This window comes from Caballeronia sp. HLA56 (genome assembly GCF_054655155.1).
This window is the reverse complement of record NZ_BAAHOB010000005.1, coordinates 2,971,106-2,990,877: the sequence shown is the minus strand read 5'-3', so window position 1 is coordinate 2,990,877 and position 19,772 is coordinate 2,971,106. Positions and strand designations below refer to the sequence as shown.

Below are 19,772 nucleotides of genomic sequence, written 5' to 3'. Positions count from 1 at the left end.
GATCGACTGATGATCTGCGACTGCGACGGCGTGCTCATCGACAGCGAAGCCGTGGCGGCGCGCATGCTCGTCACGGAATTGCAGACGCTGTGGCCAGGCGTCGATATCGAACCCGTGGTGATGCCGCTGCTCGGCTTGCGCATCGAAGCCGTGCTCGCGAGCGCGGCGGACACCGTGAACCGCACGCTCACGCAGGATCAGATCATGTCGATCCGCCGCGCGGTCGAAGCGGCGGCGGTAGAAGCGCCGCCGGTCGCGGGCATCGCCGAGGCGCTTGCCGCCGTGCCGCTCACCAAGGCATGCGCGAGCAACAGCTTCGCGGCTTACGTGGATACCGTCCTGAATCGCACGGGCCTCGTGCAGTTTTTCGGCGACAGGCGCTTCACGGCGGACATGGTGGCGAACCCGAAGCCTGCGCCCGACGTGTATTTAGCGGCAGCGCGCGCGTTGAAGGTCGACCCGTTGCGCTGCCTCGTGGTGGAGGACAGCGTGACCGGCGTGACGGCGGCGCGCGCGGCGGGCATGCAGGTGCTGGGGTTCATCGGCGGAGGACATGCGACGGAAGGACAGATCGGCGCGTTGAAGCGCGCGGGCGCGGAAGTCGTCTTCGACGACATGGCGCGCTTGCCCGCACTCGTCGAACAATGGCTGCAGCATGCGACCTTCGAGACGCCTTGAAAAGAGGCTCGGCTAAGCGTCGCAAACAAAGAAACATGGAGACGGATCATGGCTAGTCTGACACTGCGTAACATCAACAAGCGATATGAAGACACCGAGGTGATGAAGAGCGTCAACCTCGATATCAACGACGGCGAGTTCGTCGTGTTCGTCGGACCGTCGGGCTGTGGCAAGTCCACGCTGATGCGCATGATCGCGGGGCTGGAGGAGATCAGCGGCGGCGATCTGTCGATCGACGGCGTGCGCGTGAACGAGTTGCCGCCCGCGAAGCGCGGCATTGCGATGGTGTTTCAGTCGTACGCGCTCTATCCGCACATGACGCTCTACGACAACATGGCGTTCGGACTCAAGCTCGCGGGCGAGAAGAAGCCCGCGATCGATGCGGCCGTGAAGAACGCCGCGAAGATCTTGCATATCGATCACTTGCTGGACCGCAAGCCGAAGCAGTTGTCGGGCGGGCAGCGCCAGCGCGTGGCGATTGGCCGCGCGATCACGCGCAAGCCGAAAGTGTTTCTCTTCGACGAACCGCTTTCCAATCTCGACGCCGCGTTGCGCGTGAAGATGCGCCTGGAATTCGCGCGCCTGCACGACGATCTCAAGACGACGATGATCTACGTGACCCACGATCAGGTCGAAGCAATGACGCTGGCGGACAAGATCGTGGTGCTCTCGGCGGGCAATATCGAGCAGGTCGGCACGCCCAACACGCTGTATCACGCGCCGGCCAACAAATTCGTGGCGGGTTTTATCGGCTCGCCGAAGATGAACTTTCTCTCGGGCACGGTCGAGCGCATTCAGGACGATGGCGTGCTCGTGAAGTATTCCACCGGCGAGACGCAACTGGCCGGCGTGCTGCCAGGCAATGCCAAGCCCGGCGATGCGGTGACTATCGGCATTCGTCCGGAAGCGTTACAGCCGAACGTTTCGGAATACGGCGTGTCCGCTTCGACCATGACCGTGGAAACGCTCGGCGACGCGGCTTATCTGTACGCGGAGACATCGGTGGCGCCGGACGGCTTGATCTCGCGGATTCCGCCCTTGGAGAAGCACACGCGGGGCGAGAAGCTGAAGGTGGGCGCGTCGCCGGAACACTGCCATTTGTTCAACGCGGACGGCATCGCGTTCAGGCGGCACGTGGTGGAAGCTTATCTCGTGGAGCATCCGGAATTGGCTGTGCCGAGCGTGGCGCGGGCTTGATTTCCGCAGTGGCGCCGGTGTCTCGCGTGGACGCCGGCGTCATGGGACGAGCGATTCAAGCCGCCAGCGCCGCGCGCGCGCAAAGCTCATCCGTCACCAACCCCGACAGCCACTTCCCCTTCAACGCCGCGACCAGCGCCGCGCGCTTGCGCTCGCCGCCGGCAAAGCCGATGGTCGGCCGTTTCGGCGGCGAATCGATCCTGAGGCTCGTCGCGCGCGCGCCTGTTTTCGAATCGACGCGCGCTCCGTTCGCATCGATCGGCAGGCCGAGCAGTTCCGCCACCGCGCCCGCTTTCATCAACTCGTGGACTTCGGCGTTCGAGATGAACCCGTCCTCGTGCAGCGGACAATTGATGCCCACATTGCCGATGCCGACGAAAGCCACGTCCGCTTTCTGCGCGAGCGCATCCACGATCCGATAAAGACGGTGATTGCACCATTGCGCGCGCTCGGCTTCGCTATCGGCCATGAGCGGCGCGGGCAGCATGAAGTGCTTGCCGCCGGTCTTTTCGGAGAGCTGCTGCGCGACGTCGTAGCGATTGGACGAACCATCGTGCGCAATCGCGCCGACGAGCGACACCAGCCGATGCTGCGGCCGCTCCAGTTGCCCGATCTGCGCGACCACCGCCTTGAGCGTGCGCCCGCTGCTGATGGAGACGACGAGCGGTTTCTCATCGACGAGATAGCGTTCCATCACCTGCGCGCCTGCTACCGCGAGCTTGCGGTCCACTTGCTCGTTGCTGTCGCCGTCAATGGGCACCACTTCGCACATCGCGAGTCCGTAGCGGTCGCTGAGTTGCTTCGCAAGCGAAAGGCAATCGGCGATCTGATGATCGACTCGCACGCGAATCAGGTTCTTTTCGACCGCGAAGGCGACGAGCCGCTGCGCGACAGGTCGCGAGATTTGCAGTTTTTCGGCGATCTCATTCTGAGTATTGCCCGCGACGTAGTAGAGCCACGCGGCGCGCGTCGCCAGATCGAGTTTTTCGTTGGGCTTGGGCACGGTCGTTGAATTGAGTCTGCTTCAGTTGTAGTTCTTTTTATAGCGCGCGGCGCGGTTTATCGTCGGAAACCATCGCCGAATATTTACCCGCACGACCGAAACGCTGCATTCAGGCCAAGCAAGGCGGCCAATGAATGCCGTTTGAAAAACGAAACGGCCGGCTGCCCGCTTAATGGCAACAGCCGGCTTTCGAACGTCTCTCGGCGTCAGGCTAGTCGCGGACGCGCCGGATCGAACAACGGCCGCACGTGTTGATACAGCTCGCGATAGCCCTTGAGCCGCTGGCGCAACGCCGCGTGGCGCTCGGCATTCGGCGTGAACTCTTGCTTGATGGCAGGTTTGGTCAGCACCGTCGCCGGATCGCCGCCCGCCGCGAGCCAGCCGAGCCGCGCCGCGCCGAGCGCCGCGCCCGTCTCGCCGCCGCCGTGCGTGCGCGTGGGCGTATCGAGCGCATCGGCGAACATTTGGCCCCAGTACGCACTGCGCGCGCCGCCGCCAAGCAGCGACAAGGCATGCGCTTCCGTGCCCGCGGATTGCAGGGCGTCGAGACCATCGGTCAGGGCGAGCGTCACGCCTTCCAGCACCGAATAGCCGAGCAAGGCGCGATCGGTGGCGTGCGTCATGCCGAAGAACACGCCCTGCGCGTACGGGTCGTTGTGCGGCGTGCGCTCGCCGCTCAGATACGGCAGGAACAAAGGCGCGGTCGATAAGGCATCGGCGGGCAGCGCCTCGATTTCCGCAAGCAGCGTGGGCTCGTCGGTGGACGTGAGCTTGCATACCCAGCGCAGGCAACTCGCCGCCGACAACACCACGCTCATCTGATGCCAGCGGTCCGGAATGGCGTGACAAAACGCATGCACCGCCGATGCCGGATTGGGCCTGAAGCGATCGCCCACCACGCACAACACGCCCGACGTGCCGAGCGAGAGGAAGCCATCGCCGGGTTCGGTTGCGCCGATTCCCACCGCGCTCGCCGCATTGTCGCCGCCGCCTGCCGCAACGATGACGCCATCGGGCAAGCCGAGTTCACGTGCGAGTTCCGGACGCAAGGTGCCCGAAGGCTCGCTGCCTTCGGCAAGCTTCGGCATCTGCTGCCGCGTCATGCTGCACGCGGCGAGCAGTTCGTCCGACCAGTCGCGTCGCGCAACATCGAGCCAAAGCGTGCCGGCGGCATCGGATGGATCGGACACTTTCGTGCCCGTGAGATGCATGCGCAGATAATCCTTCGGCAACAGCACGCAAGCCGTCTGCCGGAAGATTTCCGGCTCGTTGTGCGCGACCCAGAGCAGCTTGGGCGCGGTGAAACCGGGCATCGCCAGATTACCGGCGATCTCGTGCAGATTCGGCGCGCGCTCGTAAAGCTCGGCGCACTCCTTGTCGCTGCGCATGTCGTTCCAGAGGATGGCCGGGCGCAGCACGCGATCGCTCGAATCGAGCAGCACCGCGCCATGCATCTGCCCGGACAGGCCGATGCCGCGCACTTGCGCGAACTCTTTCGGAAACTTGTCGCGCAAGGCGAAGAGGGCGGCGCGCGTGCCTGCCCACCAGTCGAGCGGATTTTGTTCGGACCAGCGCGGTTTCGGGCGCGACACCGTAAAAGGCGTGCCCGCCGTGCCGATTACACTGCCGTCGCTTGCGAGCAGCAGCACTTTCACTTCGGAGGTGCCGAGGTCGATACCTAAATACATGAACGGACCTTTGTCGAAGCCAGGCGCGAAGCCCGGCAGAAAACCGGAGGCGCTAATGTAACGCCGTGCGCCTCAATGCGCCATGAGCACAACACCCAAGCGAGCCAATCAAGGCCGGTTCTTGAGCCACGCATCGACGCGCCCGATTGCCGCGCGCAGCACGCGCTCCAGGCTCTCGGTCTGCGCCATGCTGCCCCAGAGCAGCTTGTCGCCGGCGAAGGCCTTGATCGGATCGTCGGCCGTGAAATAGCCATGCGCGACGGCGGGGTCCATCACGCCATCCTGATAGGTATAAGGCAGCTTGCCTTCGTGCCAGCGTTCGAGGAAGCGAAAGAAGAGCGCGGGCAGAATCGCGGTCGAGTCGGGATCGACGTTGCGCTCGAAACATTCCGCGAGCGTCGGCGCGATAAAGCCCGGCAGCTTCGAGAAGCCATCGGCGGCGACGCGCTGATTCGTGTCCTTGATATACGGATTGCTGAAGCGGTCGAGCACGACATCGCGATACTTCGCCAGATCGATCGGGCTAGGCGTGAGGCACGGGATGACGTCGTCGGTGACATAGGCTTCGGCGAGGGCGCGAATCTCCAGGTCCTGCGTGCCTTCGTGAATGTACTGCAGGCCGACGAGCGTTCCCGCCCACGCAATGCAGCTATGACTCGCGTTGAGAATGCGGATCTTCGCCTCTTCGTAAGGCAGCACGGACTCGACCATCTCCGCGCCCACCTTCTCCCAAGCGGGCCTTCCCGCGATGAAGTGATCCTCGATCACCCACTGAATGAACTTCTCGCCCATGATCGGCGCGCGGTCGTCGAAACCCGTCGCGGCTTTCACGCGCTCCGCGACATCGGGTGTCGGACGCGGCGTGATGCGGTCGACCATCGCGTTCGGGCACGAGGTGTTGGCGATCATCCAGTCGCGCAATTTCGTTTCGCCGCGCAGTTCGAGGAATTCGAGCATGCCCGCCTTGAAGCGGTCGCCGTTGCTGCGCAGGTTGTCGCAGTTCTGCAGCGACAGCTTGCCCGCGTCGTTCTTCATGCGGGCGTCGAGAATGGCGGCAATGGCACCGTAGATGGTGGTCTTCGCGCCTTTCAGGTCGGCGGCGAGATCGACGTTGCCGGTTTCGAGCTTGTCGTGTTCGTCGAGGTAATAGCCGCCTTCGGTGACGGTGAACGATACGATCTTGCATTCGGGCGCGCTGCCCGCCGCGATGAGTCCGTCGAGATCGGCGGTCCAGGGAATCACGCGGCGGATGGAGTGCACCGTTTCGTAGTCGCGCTCGCCTTGCGGCGTGACGGTTTCGAGCGTGTATTCGCCGTTTTGCGCGGCGAGCGCATCGAGCACGGCGTTCATGTCGCCGCGAATGTTGCCCACGGCGAGCGACCAGCTCGCATCGCCCGATTCGATCAGCCGGCTCAAGTACCACGCCTGATGCGCGCGATGAAAAGACCCCGCGCCGATGTGCAGGATCACATTGTTTTCGCTCGTCATGTCTCGCTTCCTTTGATTGGATGTGCGCCCGTTCTTCGCGGACGACCGTTTGCGTTTGCGACGCCTTGCGCTCACAATTTACGCAGCCGTGGTGAGCATTTGCTCTTTGGTTGATCGAATGATCGTATTGGGCATCGCGAAAGTCAAGGCGCGGTGCCGCATGCGGCCGCGCGCGGCAGCGGCGCTTAAGCGCCGGACGTAGCCCAGCGCGCCGTTACGGGACGAATCGGGAATAACCCGGATAGTCAGCATGGCCGGCGTTGAACGAAGGTCTGCATCAACCATAGGCAATGACGCGGCAAACCACACAGAAAGATACGAGTCGGAGACAAAGCATGGATTACGTGATCGGCATAGACATCGGCACGCAGAGCACGAAGGCGCTCCTGGTCGATACGACTGGCGCAATCATCGCGCAACATTCGAGCGCCTATCATCCGGATACACCGAAGCCGCTCTGGGCGGAACAATGGCCGTCCGTCTGGTTCGATGCCGTGACCAAAGCCTTGAGCGGCTGCGTTGCGAAAGCGCGCGCGAAGGGCGTCGCGGCCGATCAGATCAAGTCGGTCTGCGTGAGCAGTCTCTACGGCGGCTCGGGCATTCCCGTCGACGACGACATGGAAGCGCTTTACCCGTGCCTCATCTGGATGGATCGCCGCGCGACCGCGCAAGTCGAATGGGTGCGGCAGAACGTGGATATGGCGCGCATCGAGGCGATCACCGGCAACGGCGTCGACAGCTACTACGGCTTCACGAAAATTCTGTGGATGCGCGAGCAGCAGCCGGAAGTCTGGAAGAAGACGCGCTATTTCCTGCCGCCGAACGCGTTCATCATCCAGCGCCTCACGGGCGAACTCGCGATCGATCACAGCTCGGCGGGCAACATCGGCGGCGTGTACGACATCGGCCGCCGCGCGTGGTCGGAAGAAGCGCTCGACATGCTCGGCATTCCCGTGTCGATGATGCCTGCGCGGCTCGTCGAGTCGTCGGAGATCGTGGGCGGGCTGTTGCCGCAGTGGGCGGACAAGCTCGGGCTTGCGGCGGGCACGCCGATCGTCGCGGGCGGCGTCGATGCGGCCGTCGCCACTTTCGCGGCGGGCGTGACGCGCGCGGGTCACCATGTCGCGATGATCGGCACAAGCATGTGCTGGGGCTACATCAACCAGAGCGTCGATGCGCAACACGGTCTCGTCTCCATGCCGCACGTCTACAACGGCAAGCGCGATCTCTACGTGTTCGGTGGCGCCAGCACGGCGGGCGCATGCGTCGCGTGGTATCGCGATCAGTTCTGTCAGGCCGAGATCGCGGCAGCCAAGCAAATACCCGATGGCGATCCGCATCGGCTGCTCGAAGATGCGGCGGCCAAGGTCGCGGCGGGTTCGGACGGCGTCGTGTTCCTGCCTTATCTGATGGGCGAGCGCAGCCCCGTCTGGGATGCCCACGCGAGCGGCACGTTCGTGGGCTTGAATCTCTTTCACACGCGCGCGACGCTCTATCGCGCGGTGCTCGAAGGCGTTGCGTTTGCGTTGAAGCACAACATGGAAGCAGGGCGGCGCGGCGCGCAATCGCTGGATGACAAGCTGATCGTGGTCGGCGGCGCGGCGCATTCTGACCTGTGGATGCAGATTATCGCGGATGTAACGGGTTATCCCGTGCAATCCATCGAACAGGAAGTCGAAGCGGCGATGGGCGCGGCCTTGCTCGCGGCGCTCGGTGCCAATCTCATCTCACGCGAAACGGCGGAAGGCGGCTGGGTCACGCTCGTGGATCGCGCAGAGCCGGACGAAGCACGGCAACGCGTTTATAGAGACCGCTTCGGCGTCTATCTCGATCTGTATCCGGCGCTGAAGCCGCTGATGCATCGCCTGCGCAGCGACAGCTAACGCAATTCTCCGGGATGCGCGTCGAACACCGGCCCTTGCACGAAGTGCACGTCGTATTGTTCGAGCGCATTGAACTGCGCGGCATCGGCGACATTGCTGAAGATGAGCGGAATGCGCAGCCTATGCGCATACGCCACCAGATGCTTGACCACGGAATCGCGCAAGGCGGCGCGCGCATCCATCTTGATGAAGTCGAGCCGCGCCATGTCCGATACCGCCATGATCTGCCCGGCATTGGGCAGATTGCCCGCTACCTTGAAACCGTAGCGCTGATAGCTTTTGATGAGGTAGCCGAGAAACGTCTTGTGCGCGACGGCCGCCGCCGGCAATTCGATCACGATGCGTCCGGGATTCACGCCGAACTCCAGCAACACCGACGAGAAGTGCAGACCGTGGTCGTACTTCACGCTCTTCAATAACCGCTCATGCACGCGCAAAAACAGCAGACCGGGCTTTTGCGCGCCGAAGAAATTGAACGCATGCAGCGCGCGCGATAACCGGTCGAGCGCGACGAGTTCGCGGTCGTTGTCCAGTTGGCCAAAGGGATCGTGCGGAGTATCGCCTTCGATCAGCGTCTGCGCCTGCACGCCGAGTTCGTCGCCGAAACGCTCGGCGCTCTCGGGCGACGCGCTCAACACCTGCGGAAAGCTATGCGTGCCGACATCGAAGATCGGCTCATACGCGCTTGCAATACGCAACTCGCCATAGTTCGCGACCGCTTGTCCCGCGTGCTCGCCTTCGCCCAGCACGATATGCGCGCCGAGAAACGGATGCGCCTTGGCGCGGTTGACGAGTTCTGTCACGGACGGGGTGATCATGGCGCGTTCGGCGTTAAGGCTTCCAAGGTGGGACGAATTCCGTCGATGGTACCAGCGCATGGCGCCGTGGCTTGCGCCAAATTCACATATTCATATGCGGGTGGGATAAGCCACGCTCAGGGTTTACGACAAATTTCACTAAACGTAATTGGTTTTACCATTCGTAAATACCACGCGATGGCACTCATCGAGGATCACGACCATGCCAACGTTCGACACGCATACCGACGCCAGCGCGCACTATCAGTCGGGTTTCGACAACGACTTCGCGACCGAAGCGTTGCCGGGCGCGCTACCCATCGGCCGCAACTCGCCGCAGCGCGCGGCCTACGGTCTTTATGCGGAGCAGCTTTCCGGCACGGCTTTTACCGCGCCGCGCGCGCATAACCGGCGCTCGTGGCTGTACCGCATCCGGCCGGCGGCAGTGCATCGGCCGTTCGTGCAACTGACTGGCGATGCCTCGCGCGCGCGGCTCGTCGCCAATTTCGCCGATGTGCCGCCCACGCCGCCGAACCAGTTGCGTTGGGACCCGCTGCCGATGCCCGCCGCGCCGACCGATTTCATCGACGGCTGGGTGACGATGGCCGGCAACGGCGCCGCCGAATCCATGAGCGGCTGCGCGATTCATCTGTACGCGGCGAACCGTTCGATGCACGAGCGCTTCTTCTACAGCGCGGACGGCGAATTGCTGATCGTGCCGCAAGCAGGGCGGCTCGCGATCTGGACCGAACTCGGCAAGCTCGATATCGCGCCGTTCGAGATCGCGGTGATTCCGCGCGGCGTGCGCTTTGCCGTGGCGCTGCCGGATGGCGAAGCGCGCGGCTATATCTGCGAGAACTTCGGCGCGTTGCTGCGGCTGCCCGATCTCGGGCCTATCGGTTCGAACGGGCTCGCCAATCCGCGTGATTTCCTCACGCCGCACGCGGCTTATGAGGACCGCGAAGGCGCGTTCGAACTCATCGCCAAGATGAACGGCGTGCTGTGGCGCGCGGATATCGGCCATTCGCCGCTCGACGTGGTCGCGTGGCACGGCAACTACGCGCCCTACAAATACGACCTGCGCCACTTCAACGCCATCGGTTCGATCAGCTTCGATCATCCCGATCCGTCCATCTTTCTCGTGCTGCAATCGCCGAGCGATACGCCGGGCGTCGATAGCATCGACTTCGTGATTTTTCCGCCGCGCTGGCTCGCCGCCGAGGACACGTTCCGGCCGCCCTGGTTCCATCGCAATGTGGCGAGCGAATTCATGGGCCTCGTGCATGGTGTCTACGACGCGAAGGCCGAGGGCTTCCTGCCGGGCGGCGCGAGTCTGCACAACTGCATGTCGGGACACGGGCCGGACGCGGATACCTTCGAAAAGGCATCGAGAAGCGATACCTCGAAGCCCGCGAAGGTCGGCGACACACTCGCCTTCATGTTCGAGACGCGCACGCTCATCAAGCCGACGCAGTTCGCGCTCGAAACCGCGCAATTGCAGGCGCATTACTACGAGTGCTGGCAAGGGCTCACGAAACACTTCAACCCGGAGCAACGATGAACGACGCGCTTCACGCGACGCGTGCGCCGCAACTCAAGAGCTGGCTCGACTCCGCCAACGATCCGGCGAGCGACTTTCCGATCCAGAACCTGCCGTTTGGCATCTTCAGCGACCCGGTGAATCCGCGGCCGCGCGCGGGTGTGGCTATCGGCGACTGGATCGTGGACCTGGCGGCGCTCGAAGAAGCGCGTCTCGTCGATGGTCACGGCACCTTCAACGCGCCGCGTCTGAACGACTTCATCGCGCTCGGACGCGATACGTGGCGCGCGGTGCGCAGCGCGCTCAGCGGCCTGCTGCAAGAGGGCGCATCCACGCTGCGCGACGATTCCGCGTTGCGCCGCCGCACGCTCGTTCCGCGCGCCGATGCAACGCTCCATCTGCCCGTCGAGATTCCCGGCTACACGGACTTCTATTCCTCGAAGGAACACGCGACCAACGTCGGCTCGATGTTCCGCGATCCGAAGAATGCGCTGCTGCCGAACTGGTCCGAGATGCCGATCGGCTATAACGGACGCGCGTCGTCGGTGGTGGTGAGCGGCACGCCGGTGCGCCGCCCGAACGGCCAGTTGAAAGCGCCCAACGAAGAGCGGCCGGTGTTCGGCGCATGCCGCAAGCTGGATATCGAGCTGGAGACGGGTTTCATCATCGGGCGCGGTAATGCGCTCGGCGAACCGATTGCCTGCGCGGATGCGGAGTCGCATATCTTCGGCATGGTGCTGCTCAACGACTGGAGCGCGCGCGACATCCAGCAATGGGAATACGTGCCGCTCGGACCGTTCAACGCGAAAGGGTTCGCGACCACCATTTCGCCGTGGATCGTCACGCTCGACGCGCTCGAACCCTTCCGCACCGCGACGCCCGTGCAGGAGCCGCAACCGCTCGCGTATCTGCGGCATGAGGGCGAGCACGCGTTCGACATCGACCTGGAAGTGACGCTGAGGCCGGAAGGCGCGAGCCGCGCCACGACCATCTCGCGCACCAATTTCAGGCTGATGTACTGGTCGATGGCGCAGCAGCTTACGCATCACACGGCATCGGGCTGCAATACGCGCGTGGGCGATCTCATGGGCTCCGGCACCATCAGTGGCGCGACACCGCAATCGTGCGGCAGTTTGCTCGAAAGCACGTGGAACGGACAACGGCCGTTGAGCCTCGTCGAAGGCGGCGAGCGCGCGTTCCTGCAGGACGGCGACGAAGTCACCTTGCGCGGATGGTGTCAGGGCGAGGGTTATCGCATTGGTTTCGGCGAGTGCGCGGGGCGCATCCTCGCGGCGCGCAATAATTTCAAGGATTGAACATGGCGAATGCGGTCGATGTGGAGAGCGCGCTTGGTCAGGCGCACCGGCCCGGCTTTCAGGCGATGCTGCTCGTGTTGTGCGGACTATGCCTCGTGATCGATGGCTTCGACGCGCAAGCGATGGGTTACGTCGCGCCGGCCGTCATCGCGGACTGGCACGTGTCGAAGGCGGCGCTCGGGCCGGTTTTCAGCGCGAGTCTTTTCGGCATGCTGCTTGGCGCGCTCGGCTTGTCGGTGCTGGCGGATCGCATCGGGCGCAGGCCGGTGTTGATCGGCTCGACGTTTTTCTTCGCGTTCTCGATGATCGCAACCGCGTTCACCGACAGCTTGCCGGTGCTCACGGCCTTGCGTTTCGTGACGGGTCTTGGCCTCGGCTGCATCATGCCGAACGCAATGGCGCTCGTCGGCGAGTTTTCGACGGCCGAGCATCGCGTCAAGCGGATGATGCTCGTCTCGTGCGGCTTCACGCTCGGCGCGGCGCTGGGCGGCTTCGTGAGCGCGGCGCTGATCCCTGCTTTCGGCTGGCGTTCGGTGTTCTGGGTCGGCGGCCTGGTGCCTTTGTTGCTCGCGGTATGGATGGTCATCGCGCTGCCTGAATCGCTGCAATTTCTCGTGCTGAAGGGCCGCGAGGCGCGCGCCCGCGACTGGCTCGCGAAGTTCGATCCGTCGCTTGCCATCGATGCCTCGACGCGGCTCGTCGTCCGCGAAAAAGCGAGTTCGGGCGCGCCGGTCGCCGAACTGTTCCGCGCGGGCCGCGGGCCGGTCACGCTGATCTTGTGGGCGATCAGCTTCATGAATCTCATCGATCTGTACTTCCTGTCGAACTGGCTGCCGACCGTCATGCGCGATGCGGGATACTCGCCGGGCATGGCCGTGCTGGTCGGCACGCTGTTGCAGACGGGCGGCGTGGTAGGCACGCTCATGCTCGGCTGGTTCATCGAACGATTCGGCTTCGTGCGTGTGTTGCTGGCCTGCTTTCTCGTGGGCGCGGTGAGCGTAGGGATGATCGGCGGCGTGGCGCACGTGCAGTTCTGGCTATTCGTCGCGGTGTTTGCCGGCGGGTTCTGCATCGTCGGTGGACAGCCTGCGGTGAATGCGCTCGCGGGGCATTTTTATCCGACCTCGCTGCGGTCCACGGGCATCGGCTGGAGTCTGGGCATCGGACGCGTGGGGTCGGTGATCGGGCCGCTCGTCGGCGGACAGATGATCGCGCTCGGATGGAGCAATGCGTCGCTCTTTCATGCGGCGGCGTTGCCGGTGTTTTGCTCGGCGTTGCTGGTTGGCGTGCTGGCTTTCGTGCGGCGGGAGCGAAGTGGGGCGGCGCAGACGGCTTGATGTGATGGAGACTTGATTCCTCAAGCGAAGCCGGCGCCGGCGCATGATGTCGCGCCACGCCGCCGCGTGGCCTTCGGTCGGCACGATCCAGATGTGCAACGAAGGCCCGCGCGTAACGGCGTGTGCGCCATGCCTGCTAGGGCGACGCATCCGGTGGCGCGCTCGCAACCGGATGCGACAGAAAGACGGTGCGTTGGACGTTCAGGAAACGCAATCAGCGTCATCTGTCGAAGCGCGCTTCTCCCAAGCCGCCGCGCCCAGAAACGCCGCCGCCGCGACCACCAGCACGCCAATCAGCGCATCCGGACTCACGCGATCCATCAATGTCCCCGCGATGATCGGCCCGCCGAAACTCGCCACGCTCCACGAAGCGCCGACGATAGCCGTCGCCGACACCAGCGCCGTGCCGCGAAAGCGCTCGCCGCACGCAACGATAGATAGCGTATAGACGCTGCCCGCCGCCGCGCCGGTCACGAACAGGAGCGGCCAGCACAACCACGGATACTCGACCGCCCACGGCAGCAGCGGCAGCAGCAGCGTGACCACCACGCCCGCGCCGACATGCACCTTCGTGCGCCCGATACGGTCCGCCAGCCAGCCGATGGGAAACTGCATCAAGGTATCGCCGAACAGGATGGCGGAGGCGAACAGCACGCCCACGTCCGCGCCGACACCGTGCGAGATCGCGAAGAGCGGCATCAGCGAAAGCGCGAGCGTGTCGAAGAGCGCGAAGAAACCCGTGCCGATCACGAGCGCGGGCATGCGCGGCAACACATGCCGCCAGTCGCCAGCGGTAGCGTGTTCGTCGTGCGATGCAAGCGTGTGCGGCGTGCCGCGAATCGAGGCGAGCGCGGGCAGCGCCAGCAGAAAGATCGCGCCGCAGACGGCGAAGCGCGCCGAAGTCCAGCCGCCGATGGCGCTGACGAGCACCGGCCCCGTCATCTGAAACAGAGTGAAGTTGGTCGCGTAAATGGCGACGACGCGCCCGCGCGTGGAGTCGTCGGCGAGCTGCGTGACCCATGCTTCGCCGATGGTGAATAGCAGCATCAGCGCCGCGCCGCATAGAAAGCGCAGCACGGCCCATAGCCACAAATTCACGGTGAACTGCATCGCGATGGTCGCGAACGCTGCGACGATCACCGCCCCGACAATCGTCCCGCGTGCGCCCAGCCGACTCGCAACGCGGCTTGCGAAAGGCGCGACGGCCAGTCCGCCGCCTGCCTGCATCGCCGTCATCAGGCCGACGATGCCCGTGCCGAACCCGGCTTGCGTGAGTGCAAGCGCGGTGAGCGGAATGGTTGCGCCTAGCCCGAGGCCGACCACCGCGACACTCAGTATGAGCGCGAGAAAGTCGCGAGAAAGAATGCCCTTCATATACCGCCGTGCCGCTCGCTTCGCCGAGAACCCGAGAGGATCTGCAGCAGCCTCAAGCGGCCTGCCCGAACGCAACGCGCCGCGCACGCTTGTCGAGCGTCGCGGAAAGCAGCGTGAGCGCAAAGGCGCAGCACGCCATCAGCACGCCGACCCACGGCAGCGAAGTCAGCGGCGCGCCTGCGCTGATGACGCAGCCGCCCAGCCACGCGCCCGTGGCGTTGCCCAGATTGAACGCGCCCTGGTTGAGCGTGGAGGCGAGATTGGGCGCATCGCTCGCGCGATTCACGATCAGGATCTGCAGCGGCGGCACGATCGCGAACGCGAGCACGCCCCACAGGAAGATGGTGATCATCGCCGAGACCGGTTCGTGCATGGTGCCCGCGAAAATCGTGAGGATCACGACGATCGACAGGAGAAATGTCAGCAGCGAGCGCAACAGCTTCCAGTCGGCGAGCTTGCCGCCAAGCGTGCTGCCGACCGTGAGGCCGAGGCCGAACAACAGCAGCACGTAGGTCACGGCGTGCGGCGTGAAACCGGTGACATCCTCGAGAATCGGCGTGATGTAGGTAAAGACCGAGAACAGGCTCGCCGAAGCCAGCACGCTGATGCCGAGCACCATCAGCACCTGCGGGTTCTTGAGCACGTCGAATTCGCGCAGGATGCTGGTCTCGCGCATCTCGATGTGCTTCGGCAGGCAAACCGCGAGCGCGCCCGCCGCGGCGAGGCCGATCAAGGTCACGACCCAGAAGGTCGCGCGCCAGCCGGCCGCTTGGCCGAGCGCGGTGCCGAGCGGCACGCCGAGCACGTTGGCAAGCGTGAGGCCGGTGAACATCAGCGCGATGGCCTGCGCGCGGCGGTTCGGCGCGACCAGATCGGCGGCGACCACCGAGCCGATACCAAAGAAAGCGCCATGACAGAACGCGGTGACGATACGCGCGCCCATCAGCACCCAGTAATTCGGCGCGAGCGCGCAAAGCGTATTGCCGACGATAAACACGCCGATCAGCCCCATGAGCGCCTTCTTGCGCGGCATCTTCGCCGTGACGACGGCAAGAATCGGCGCGCCGATGGTCACGCCGAGCGCATAGCCCGAAACGAGCATGCCTGCCGCCGGAATCGATACCGCGAGATCGCGCGCGACGTTGGGCAGCAGGCCCATGATGACGAATTCTGTCGTGCCGATGCCGAACGCGGCGATGGCGAGAGCGAGAAGGGGCAGAGGCATGGCGGAGGTTGCGAGTGCGGTGTGTCGCGCGGCGCGCGTCGTCGGAATGAGCGGCGCGAATGTCGGCGAGTGAAGGCTCGGATTCTACCGAAAGGTCATTTTTGATGCTGGTGGAAACCCTTAGTCTGCTCGGCCCCGACAATGCACCCCCGCGAACGGATATTTTGACGAATGCCGCCTCGTCGACGGAGTTTTACCCGCGCGGCCGCTAGTTGACGTCAGATGTTTCTAGTAATGTTCTGACAGGACGCCATTGCTTGCGCGAGCGAAGTTCTGGGCGAGTGTTGGAAAAACGCAGCATCCACTGATTGACATGTCCCAACTCAAAAGTTTTTTCGGCGCCGCCTTTGCTGCCGCGCTGCTCGTCTCGGTTCACGCGCAGGCGCAAAGCAGCGCCACCGGACCCATTGCCACGTCGGCGGGCGCGCTCAATTTTCTGCGCGACGAATCGGGCTTCGCCGCCGTGCTCGGAACCGATACCTTCGACCGCTTCGACGCCAAGCGCGTCGTGCATTTCGACCAGACGGGCGCATCCGACACGCTCACGCGCTCGCTCGTGCAGACCGACGTCGGTCCCGTGCTTTACGACTTTCGTCACAAGCCGCCGCTCGTGCAGCGCATCGGCAAGAGGCTCGTCGTCAAACGCGTGTTCTGGCAAGGCGAGGAAGTCGTCATGCAGACGTCGTCCGGCTGGTACGGCTATCAGCGCGGGACATTGACCAAGCTGCAATCGTCGACGTCGACGTATCACTGACTCAGTTGCGCACGTTGAAGACGCGTTCGCCCGCCACGACATAAACCGCCTCGCCGCGCACGTCGCCGTTGACCTCGAAACCGCCAGTGAACGCGCCGAACGCGGGCAGCACGCCCGAGCGTTGGCCGAAGCGAAAGCACGGCAGCCGCACGCTGTCGGCACGCGTCGCGAGCCGGTAAACAGGGTGTTCATGTCCGGCGAGCGCGTAGGCATCGTCCACGGTCTGCGGATGATGACAAAGCGCCCACGGTCCCAGCCGATACGGCTCCTTCACGAGTTCCACGCCGAACGCTTCGGGCAGCGCGCCCGCGTGCTTGTCGTGATTGCCTTCGACCAGCACGAGCCGCATTTGCCGATGCCGCATGCGCCACGCATGTAGCGCCGTAAGCGTTTCATCGGCATGCGACTCGCGCGCATGGAGCAGATCGCCGAGAAACACGATCGCTTCAGGTTTATGCGTGGCGACGAGCGTATCGAGCCGCATCAGGCTTTCCGCCGTCGTGCCGACTGGCACTGGAATGCCGCGCGCGCGAAACACGGCGTCCTTGCCGAAGTGGGCGTCGGCGATGAAGAGCGTCATCAGAATGGGATCGAAGGCCGCGCGCTCCGCCGAAAGCAGGAGCGCGTGACCGTTCACGTCGACCGTCAGTGCTTCAATTGCCATTTGCATCCTATGCTTGCGCTGCTTTTTCCAGATCGGCAAGCATACGCTCCACGCGGTCCGACAGCTTTTCGGTACTCACCTTTTCGCGGAGACGCGCGATGATCAGCGGAAACGCAAAGGGCGTCGGCTTCTTCGGATGCGTGAGCGCGAGACGGCTTTCGCTCATGCGTTGCAGCGCGGCGCGGATGCGGCCGAGTTCGAGTTCCTGCAACATGACTTCCTGATCGGCTTGCGTGAGCAGCAGATTGCCGCTGTCGTGCTTGCGGAACACTTCGTAGAAAAGCCCGCTCGACGCCTGCAATTGCCGCGCGCTTTTCTGCTGCCCCGGATGCCCTTGATAAATCAGGCCCGACACGCGCGCAATTTCCCGGAAGCGCCGCGCCGACAATTCAGAGGCATTGAGGCTCGCGAGAATGTCGTGCTCGAGATTTTCCGCCGAGAAAAGCCCTTCCTCGATGAGCGTTTCCCAGTCGAACGGCCGCGCCGACAGCAGTTCGAAGCCGTAATCGTTCATCGAAATGGAAAAGGTGCTGGGCTGATCGCGCGCGACGCGCCAGCCGATGAGCGAGCCCAGGCCGATGTGCGCCATGCGCCCGGCGAATGGATAGCAAAAGAAGTGATGTCCTTCGCGCGACCGCACGCTTTCGACGACCAGCACGCCCGGTCCCGGCAGCGCGGACCATTTCGCCTGCAAGTCGAGCAGCGGTTGCACGGCGCGCATTTCGGGTTCGTCGTAGATGCCGTCGTTGGCGCGCGCGAGCATGACGAGCGCGGCCTCGGAGAGCTCGGACGAGAGCGGCATCTTGCTGCCGGCCCATTGCGGCATCGCGCCGCGCGAGGAGGTCGCGCGTTTCACGTAGGCGGTCATGTCGCGCACGCGCACGAGTTCGAGCGCGCGGCCGCCGAAGGTGAAGACATCGCCCGGTTTCAGGCGCGAGATGAACGATTCTTCCATCGCGCCGATCCGTCCGCCCGTCATGTAGGCCACGCTGATGGTCGCATTGGCGACGATGGTCCCGACATTGTTCCGATGCCTGCGCACGAGGTCCTCGCGCGGCACGCGATACACGCCGTCGTCGCCATGAACGACGCGGTGATAATCCGGATACGCCGAAAGCGAAGTGCCGCCGCGTTCGACGAAGGCGAGCGCCCAGTCGAATTCGGCCTGCGTGAGATCGCGATACGCATACGCCGTGCGTACTTCGTCGAACATGTCGGCGGGCGTGAAGCCGCCGCCTATCGCCACGGTCACGAGATGCTGCACGAGGACATCGAGCGGCTTGAGCGGCATGTCTCGTCCTTCGATACGCCGCTCGCCGATGGCCCAGCGCGCTGCGGCCGCCTCCACGAGTTCGAGCGCATGCGTCGGCACGATGGTCACGCGCGACACACGCCCCGGCGCGTGTCCCGAACGTCCGGCGCGCTGCATGAGACGCGCGACGCCTTTGGGCGAGCCGATCTGAAACACGCGATCCACCGGCAGAAAATCGACGCCGAGATCGAGACTCGACGTGCAGACGACCGCTTTCAGCTGCCCGTTCTTCAGACCGAGTTCGACCCAGTCGCGCACTTCCTTGTCGAGCGAACCGTGATGCAGCGCGATGAGCCCGGCCCACTCCGGCTTCAACTCCAGAAGCGCGCGATACCAGATCTCGGATTGCGAGCGGGTATTCGTGAAGACGAGCGAGCTTTGCGCGTGCTCGATTTCATCGGCGACGGGTCCGACCTGGCGCACGCCGAGATGGCCGCCCCACGGAAAGCGCTCGATGGTCTCGGGAATCAGCGTGTCGACGACGAGCGTTTTCGGCTGCGCGCCGCGCACGATGACGCGTGGCGTGCGCACGGGATGCAGCAGCGCGTCGTGCGCGAGCGCGAGATTGCCGAGCGTGGCGGAGAGACCCCAGATCTGCACCTCGGGACGCCAGCGCGCGAGGCGGGCGAACGCGAGTTGCGTCTGCGTACCGCGTTTGTTGCCGAGCAGTTCATGCCATTCGTCGACCACGACGAGCCGCACGTGCGCGAGTTCTTCGCGCGCGTTGGCGCGCGTGAGCATGAGCGTGAGGCTTTCCGGCGTGGTGACGAGCGCGGAAGGCATGCGGCGGTTCTGACGCGAGCGTTCCGTGGATGACGTATCGCCCGTGCGCAAGCCGACGGTCCACGGCACCGAGAGCGCCGTCACCGCCGTTTGCAAGGCGCGGGCGGTATCGGCGGCGAGGGCGCGCATCGGCGTGATCCATAGCACGGTGAGCGGCGCGGGGAGGGGCGTTTTGTCAGTGATGGTGGCAACGCGGTCGGCGGTCTTTGCGGTGGATTGCGCGCTGTCCTCAGGGTCCGCAACGGCAAGCGCGCGGCCTTTCTCGTCGAGCCGGGAATTGCCGGCGGTTTTGCCTTTACGCTTCGCGCCCGCTTTGGGCTTCGGCGGTCCCGCGTACGCCGCAAGCGCCCCGAGCCACACGGCCCATGTTTTGCCCGCGCCCGTGGTCGCATGCAATAAGCCGCTCGCGCCTCGTTCGATCTCACGCCAGACTTCCCGCTGAAACTCGAACGGCTGCCAGCCGCGCGAATCGAACCAGCGCGTGATGCGTTCGTCCATCGGCTTCGCGGCTTCCTGCGCGTCGTATTCAAACGGCGCGGGTTTGAATAGCTCGGCGGCGGCATCGAGCTTGGCCTGCGCCGCCTGCGTGCGCGGCACGCGACGCGGACGCGGCGCACGGCGCCTGGATCGCGCCGACGTGTCGGGCGTGTCGGGCGTGTCGGGCGTGTCGGGCGTGTCGGGCGTGTCGATACCGTCCGCATCGTCGAGTTCACTCATGCCGATGCTCCGCGCG

The 19,772-nt window shown here is 64.4% G+C and carries 16 protein-coding genes; 7 read left to right on the top strand and 9 right to left on the bottom strand.

What is annotated here, in order from left to right; genetic code table 11:
• The first annotated feature begins 9 nt into the window (after nt 1-9).
• Together ACYQ47_RS33520 and ACYQ47_RS33515 are read left to right on the top strand one after the other, a co-directional pair.
• Nucleotides 10-678 carry an HAD family hydrolase gene (locus ACYQ47_RS33520; protein ID WP_244827969.1) on the top strand — a complete coding sequence of 223 codons (669 nt, stop codon included), beginning with the start codon at nt 10-12 and terminating at the stop codon, nt 676-678.
• A gap of 48 nt (nt 679-726) precedes the next feature.
• Nucleotides 727-1,875 (top strand): ABC transporter ATP-binding protein, encoded by a 1,149-nt coding sequence (locus tag ACYQ47_RS33515; protein WP_244827179.1) that lies wholly within the window; start codon nt 727-729, stop codon nt 1,873-1,875.
• Nucleotides 1,876-1,930: 55 nt separating this feature from the next.
• On the opposite strand, the gene ACYQ47_RS33510 is transcribed toward ACYQ47_RS33515, so the two are convergent.
• The 4 genes from ACYQ47_RS33510 to ACYQ47_RS33495 form a co-directional block, all read right to left on the bottom strand.
• The gene (locus ACYQ47_RS33510) at nt 1,931-2,878 is read right to left on the bottom strand and encodes a sugar-binding transcriptional regulator (protein WP_250491869.1); all 948 of its coding nucleotides are present in this window, start codon (nt 2,876-2,878) and stop codon (nt 1,931-1,933) included.
• Nucleotides 2,879-3,084: 206 nt separating this feature from the next.
• The gene (gene xylB, locus ACYQ47_RS33505; RefSeq protein WP_250491870.1) at nt 3,085-4,566 is read right to left on the bottom strand and encodes a xylulokinase; all 1,482 of its coding nucleotides are present in this window, start codon (nt 4,564-4,566) and stop codon (nt 3,085-3,087) included.
• 108 nt (nt 4,567-4,674) lie between these two features.
• Nucleotides 4,675-6,054: a D-arabinitol 4-dehydrogenase gene (gene dalD / locus ACYQ47_RS33500; protein ID WP_459909070.1), complete on the bottom strand. Its 1,380-nt coding sequence runs from the start codon at nt 6,052-6,054 to the stop codon at nt 4,675-4,677.
• A gap of 78 nt (nt 6,055-6,132) precedes the next feature.
• Nucleotides 6,133-6,339, bottom strand: coding sequence for a hypothetical protein (locus ACYQ47_RS33495; RefSeq protein ID WP_459909068.1), 207 nt, complete (start codon nt 6,337-6,339; stop codon nt 6,133-6,135).
• Nucleotides 6,340-6,389: 50 nt separating this feature from the next.
• On the opposite strand from ACYQ47_RS33495, the gene ACYQ47_RS33490 reads away from it, so the two are divergent.
• Nucleotides 6,390-7,937: an FGGY-family carbohydrate kinase gene (locus ACYQ47_RS33490; protein ID WP_459909066.1), complete on the top strand. Its 1,548-nt coding sequence runs from the start codon at nt 6,390-6,392 to the stop codon at nt 7,935-7,937.
• Here ACYQ47_RS33490 and ACYQ47_RS33485 read toward each other — a convergent pair.
• Entirely contained in the window at nt 7,934-8,755 is an 822-nt protein-coding gene (locus ACYQ47_RS33485; RefSeq protein WP_244827185.1) for an EAL domain-containing protein, read from the bottom strand. The genes ACYQ47_RS33490 and ACYQ47_RS33485 overlap by 4 nt on opposite strands.
• 202 nt (nt 8,756-8,957) lie before the next feature.
• Here ACYQ47_RS33485 and hmgA point away from each other — a divergent pair, with 202 nt between their 5' ends.
• The 3 genes from hmgA to ACYQ47_RS33470 are packed head-to-tail and all read left to right on the top strand — an operon-like array spanning nt 8,958 to nt 12,927.
• Nucleotides 8,958-10,295, top strand: a complete 1,338-nt coding sequence (gene hmgA, locus ACYQ47_RS33480; protein WP_459909063.1) for a homogentisate 1,2-dioxygenase — start codon at nt 8,958-8,960, stop codon at nt 10,293-10,295.
• On the top strand, nt 10,292-11,590 hold the full coding sequence (fahA, locus tag ACYQ47_RS33475; protein ID WP_250525466.1) for a fumarylacetoacetase: 1,299 nt from the start codon (nt 10,292-10,294) through the stop codon (nt 11,588-11,590). The genes hmgA and fahA overlap by 4 nt, the downstream gene beginning before the upstream one ends.
• Before the next feature lie 2 nt (nt 11,591-11,592).
• The gene (locus tag ACYQ47_RS33470; RefSeq protein ID WP_459909061.1) at nt 11,593-12,927 is read left to right on the top strand and encodes an MFS transporter; all 1,335 of its coding nucleotides are present in this window, start codon (nt 11,593-11,595) and stop codon (nt 12,925-12,927) included.
• Between the two features lie 201 nt (nt 12,928-13,128).
• Here the strand turns inward: ACYQ47_RS33470 and ACYQ47_RS33465 are convergent, their stop codons facing one another.
• Nucleotides 13,129-14,301 carry an MFS transporter gene (locus ACYQ47_RS33465; protein ID WP_244827188.1) on the bottom strand — a complete coding sequence of 391 codons (1,173 nt, stop codon included), beginning with the start codon at nt 14,299-14,301 and terminating at the stop codon, nt 13,129-13,131.
• A 52-nt stretch (nt 14,302-14,353) separates the two neighbouring features.
• Nucleotides 14,354-15,526 (bottom strand): MFS transporter, encoded by a 1,173-nt coding sequence (locus ACYQ47_RS33460; protein ID WP_244827189.1) that lies wholly within the window; start codon nt 15,524-15,526, stop codon nt 14,354-14,356.
• Between the two features lie 313 nt (nt 15,527-15,839).
• On the opposite strand from ACYQ47_RS33460, the gene ACYQ47_RS33455 reads away from it, so the two are divergent.
• Nucleotides 15,840-16,280, top strand: coding sequence for a hypothetical protein (locus ACYQ47_RS33455; RefSeq protein ID WP_250463406.1), 441 nt, complete (start codon nt 15,840-15,842; stop codon nt 16,278-16,280).
• 1 nt (nt 16,281) lies between these two features.
• Here the strand turns inward: ACYQ47_RS33455 and pdeM are convergent, their stop codons facing one another.
• The gene (gene pdeM, locus ACYQ47_RS33450; RefSeq protein ID WP_244827191.1) at nt 16,282-16,944 is read right to left on the bottom strand and encodes a ligase-associated DNA damage response endonuclease PdeM; all 663 of its coding nucleotides are present in this window, start codon (nt 16,942-16,944) and stop codon (nt 16,282-16,284) included.
• 7 nt (nt 16,945-16,951) lie between these two features.
• A complete protein-coding gene (locus tag ACYQ47_RS33445) occupies nt 16,952-19,756 on the bottom strand; it encodes a ligase-associated DNA damage response DEXH box helicase (protein WP_459909057.1) in 2,805 nt (934 codons plus the stop codon).
• Between the last annotated feature and the right edge of the window lie 16 nt (nt 19,757-19,772).